Raw genomic sequence first — 4,825 nt, 5'->3', positions numbered from 1 at the left:
CTGTGGGATTTAATTTCATGGAATTTGAAACCGCCATACGAAAAAAGCTTCCCATTGTTGTTGTTATCTCCAATGACCTTGGCTGGGGGATGATCCGTCACAGCCAGGAGCTTCGCATTGGACATGCCATTGACGAAGGAACCTTTATCGGGAAGGTGGATTATCATAAAATGGTGGAGGCAATTGGCGGCAAGGGGTTTTTTGTTGAAGATCCCAAAGATATCAAACCGGCTTTGGAAGCAGCATTTGCCTCCAAAAAGGTCTGCTGCATTAATGTGATGACAGATCCGACCACAGTCAGTCCGGCAAGCACAATGCTGGCACAAGTCGGTGCCTATAAAGCATAAAATTTTTAAAAAAGGGGGACGATGATGGACCCTGTAACAATTGATCAGGTTCGACTCAATTTTAATCCCACGGGTATTGCAATCATTAATGCTGCAATCGGGTTGATGATGCTGGGTGTTGCCCTTGAACTTAAAATAGATGATTTTAAACGAATTATCACAAGCCCTAAAGCACCTGCGATAGGGCTTGCGGCACAATTTATTCTGCTGCCGGCCTTCACATTTTTACTCGTTTGGATTATCAGGCCCCATCCTTCCATTGCTCTGGGAATGATGCTGGTGGCAGCTTGCCCGGGCGGGAACCTTTCCAACATCATTACCTATCTTTCCAATGGTAATTGCGCCGTATCCATCAGCATGACAGCGGTCTCAACTGTAGCAGCCATCGTCATGACTCCGTTTAATATTTCTTTCTGGGGCAGTATGAACCTTGCAACTGCCAATATTTTAAAACAGGTCAGTCTGAATCCCATGGATGTGTTTGTTACGGTTTTTTTGATTCTCGGTATTCCCCTTATGGTAGGTATGGCCATTGGTCACTATCTGCCAAATCTGGCCCAAAAGGTAAAAAAGCCGTTTAAAATATTTTCCCTGATTTTTTTTATTATTATTGTCTGCGGTGCTTTGGCAGCAAACTGGCAGTATTTTTTAAAGTATGTAGGAATTGTCATGCTGGCGGTTCTGGTACACAACGCCCTTGCCTTAAACATTGGTTATTGGTCAGGCAGGTTATTCAAACTTGCGGAAAGAGACTGCCGGGCGGTGTGCATTGAAGTGGGGATTCAGAATTCAGCACTGGGGCTCGTGCTGGTGTTCGGCTTTTTTGACGGGCTTGGCGGCATGGCGATTCTTGTGGCCTGGTGGGGGATCTGGCATATTATTGCAGGGCTTATCACATCGGTCATCTTTAACCGGAGAAAGCTGCCGGAAAATGAATTGAACCCGGTATCCTGAATAATGAGCCGTTATTATTTTAACAACAAAGTAGCCCTTGTCACCGGCGGTGCATCCGGTATCGGCCTTGCCAGCTGTTGGGAACTGGCAAAGCAGGGTGTCAGGATTGCCATGCTTGATATGGATGAAAAAGCGCTTAAAGTGCAGCAACAGGATTTTTTAGATCATGGATATAAGATTCTTGCCATGGAGTGTGATGTCACAAGAGAAGAAGCCTGCCAATCTGCAATCAATCACGTGTTAAAGGAATTCGGGCAGATTGATATTTTATTCAATAATGCCGGTATTACCCAGAGAGGGTTGTTTGAAAAGACAGACACCTTTGTTTTCAGAAAAGTGATGGATGTTAATTTTACGGGTCCTTGTATTGTACCAAAGCGGCACTTCCAGGCCTTATCCAGACAAAAGGGATGATTATTGTAAATGAATCCATTGCCGGTGTAGCGCCTTTGCTGGGAAGAACCGGGTACAGCGCCAGTAAGCATGCCTTGCACGGACTGTTTACATCCCTGAGATGTGAATTGCGCCACAAGGGGGTTCACGTGATGATCGTTTGCCCGGGTTTTATCAGGACCCATCTCCAGACAAGGGCTCTTGGCAGCGACGGTAAGATTGCCACTCATGATCAGACGATAATTGGAAAAGAAGATACCCCTGAAAATGTAGCCAGACAGATAGTAAAGGCAATAGCAAAGAAAAAAAACATGGTTGTTCTCACATTCATGGGGAAATTCGGATATTATATATCCCGATTATCCCCATTGCTGTATGAACATCTAATGACCCGTCAATTTAGAAAAGAATTATAAATTAAAAAAGAATTATATAATATTTGGAAAGAGGAGAGATAATATGGAAAAACTAAAAATGACTCCCAGTGAAGCCCTTGTTGAGACCTTGGTGGCAGAAGGGATTGAAAATGTATTTGGAATTGTCGGGTCAGCTTACATGGATGCTCTGGATCTTTTTCCTGCAGCCAATATCCGTTTTGTTCCGGTTGCTCATGAGCAGGCCGCCTGCCATGCTGCTGATGGTTTTGCCAGGGTAACAGGCAAGCCCCAGGTCTGTATTGCCCAGAACGGCCCGGGCGCTGCAAACTTTGTTTCAGCCATGACAGCGGCTTTTTGGGCACACTCCCCTGTTGTTGCCATAACACCTGAAACAGGTTCCCTTGGACTTGGCACTGGTGGCTTCCAGGAGCTTGATCAGATGGCTATGTTTGAAAAATCAACGGTATATCAGGTAAGGGTGCCCAATGGTTCACGCATGGCAGAGCTTGCCCGCAGATGTTTTTATATGGCCAAGAACCTTAACGGCCCGACCCAGTTGAATATTCCCCGGGACCATTTCTATGGTATGTGTGAGGATGAGATTTATACAACCCCTGTTGTGTCAAGGGGACCTGGTGGCGTAGCGGACATTGAAAATGCCGCAAAATTAATTAAAGAAGCAAGATATCCTGTCATTGTTTCCGGCGGCGGTGTTTCCCAGGCAGATGCCATTGAAGAAGTTAAAGCCCTTGCCCAATACCTGACAGCTCCGGTGGTCAACACCTATCTGCACAATGATACTTTTCCTGCAAGCCATGAACTGGCCTGCGGACCCATTGGCTACTGCGGGTCCAAGGCAGGAATGCGGATATTGAAAAAAGCCGATTTGATCATTGCGCTGGGTACCCGTTTGGGGCCTTTTGGCACCCTTGCCCAATATGATATTGATTATTGGCCCGAAAACGCCAAACTCATCCAGTGTGATACCGATATTAATGTTCTGGGCCTTGCAAAAAAAGCAGATGTTTACAGTGTGGGAAACGTTAAAGAGTTTGCAGCATACCTGCTCAAAGAAGTTCAGACTGCCGTGCCGGGTCTTACAAAAAATGAAGCTGTTTTGAATGATGTTAAAGCTGAAATTAAAAAATGGGATGATGAAATGAAGGACTGGAATTCATCAAACCGGTCAGCACCAATGCATCCCCGCCGTTTTCATGCAGAATGGACAAAGGTGCTGCCAAAAGACACCATCGTAGCAACTGATATTGGCAATAATTCTTCCATGATAAACGGCTATCTTAAGTTTGAAGGTATCCGTCAACATATTTCTGCCCTTTCATGGGGGAACTGCGGCTTTGCCTATGGGGCTGCCATGGGTTGTAAGGTGGCCAAACCCGATGTGCCTGTCATTGCTTTCCAGGGTGATGGTGCCTATGGCATCAGCGGTGTTCAGGAAGTGATGACGGCTGTTCGCGAGAATATCCCTGTTATTGCCATCGTCGCCACCAACTATGAGTGGGGAGCAGAAAAAAAGAACCAGATTGATTTCTATGGAAACCGTTTTGTGGGTGCAAACCTTCCTGATAATCCTGATTATGCAAAGCTTGCCGAAGATATGGGTGCAAAGGGAATCAAAATTGATCATCCCGATCAGGTCGGTGATGCGGTCAGACAAGCCATTGCTTCGGGTAAACCCTGTGTCATCAATGCTATTGTGCAGGGAGGGGAAGAAGTCCTGGCAGAGCCTTTTAGAAGAGATGCACTCAATATGCCGGTTCGATACCTTGAAAAATATAAACATTTGAATGCATAAAAGACCGGAGCTTGGGAGAAATTTTAGCCCCGGACTCTTTGACGGAGAAACAGGGTTCAGAAACAGGCATGATCCTTTTTTGTACTGTTTAATTGCCAATTAATTTGATATATTATTTTTTTGTGAATGTTAAATTAATATAAGGATACAGCAAAAGCCATGAAGGTTGGAATTATTGGCCTGCCCCAGACAGGCAAAAAAACATTGTTTCAGATTTTATCAGGAATTGAGATTAAAGAGCCGTCCAAGGCATTTAAACCTGTGCCGGGCAGTGCTGATATTCTTGACTCAAGATTTAACCAACTTGTGGAAATGTATGAACCTAAAAAAAATGTAAGAGCAAGGATTGATCTTGTCCTGCTTCCAAAAATGGAAGCTGAAACCATCTCCAAAGGTGATATTTTCAAGGATATTGCAGACATGGATGCCATCTGCCATGTGGTCCGTGCCTTTGAAGATGATGCCATTTACCATGCCGAGGGATCTGTGGATGCCATAAGGGATTTTGAGATGGTCAATTCCGAGTTAATCATGCATGACCAGATGTTTGTTGAAAAACGAATTGAACGTCTTGAGGCCATGGTGAAAAAGATAAAGGATGAAGATCAGAAAAAAGAACTTGTATTAATGAACAAGCTAAAAGATTTCCTTGAAGCGGAAAAACCGTTAAGGTTGATTGAATTGACGGATGATGAAGAAAAAATGATCAGGAGTTATCCTTTTATTACAAGGAAAAAACTGGTCATTGCCGTTAACGTATCTGAAGATGATCTTGAAAATGAAGCGCTTTTGTCCACATTTAAACAAAGTTGTGAAACCCAGGAGATAGAAGTCATGCTGGTATCTGCAAAGGTTGAGGCGGAAATTGCCCTGCTGGATACCCAGGAAGAAAAAGATGAATTTTTAGAAGATCTTGGCATAACGCAAACAGCCCTTGAGAG

At 44.4% G+C, this 4,825-nt stretch carries 4 protein-coding genes and 1 pseudogene; all 5 read left to right on the top strand.

The annotated features are described in order from the left end of the window. Positions 1–347 (top strand): thiamine pyrophosphate-dependent enzyme (locus K8S13_RS12615; RefSeq protein WP_291462962.1); only part of this gene is annotated, 347 nt, incomplete at its 5' end. 21 nt (positions 348–368) lie between these two features. Next, positions 369–1,301 (top strand): bile acid:sodium symporter family protein, encoded by a 933-nt coding sequence (locus tag K8S13_RS12610; protein ID WP_291462961.1) that lies wholly within the window; start codon positions 369–371, stop codon positions 1,299–1,301. 3 nt (positions 1,302–1,304) lie between these two features. Continuing rightward, positions 1,305–2,110, top strand: a pseudogene (locus tag K8S13_RS25705) (SDR family oxidoreductase). 43 nt (positions 2,111–2,153) lie between these two features. Continuing rightward, positions 2,154–3,884, top strand: a complete 1,731-nt coding sequence (gene xsc / locus K8S13_RS12595) for a sulfoacetaldehyde acetyltransferase (RefSeq protein WP_291462958.1) — start codon at positions 2,154–2,156, stop codon at positions 3,882–3,884. A 159-nt stretch (positions 3,885–4,043) separates the two neighbouring features. Beyond that, positions 4,044–4,825: redox-regulated ATPase YchF (locus tag K8S13_RS12590; RefSeq protein ID WP_291462957.1), on the top strand; the 782-nt coding region annotated here is incomplete at its 3' end.

The sequence above is a fragment of the Desulfobacula sp. genome, assembly GCF_021107415.1.
The sequence above is the reverse complement of the archived record's forward strand: the minus strand, read 5'-3'. Positions and strand labels throughout refer to the sequence as shown.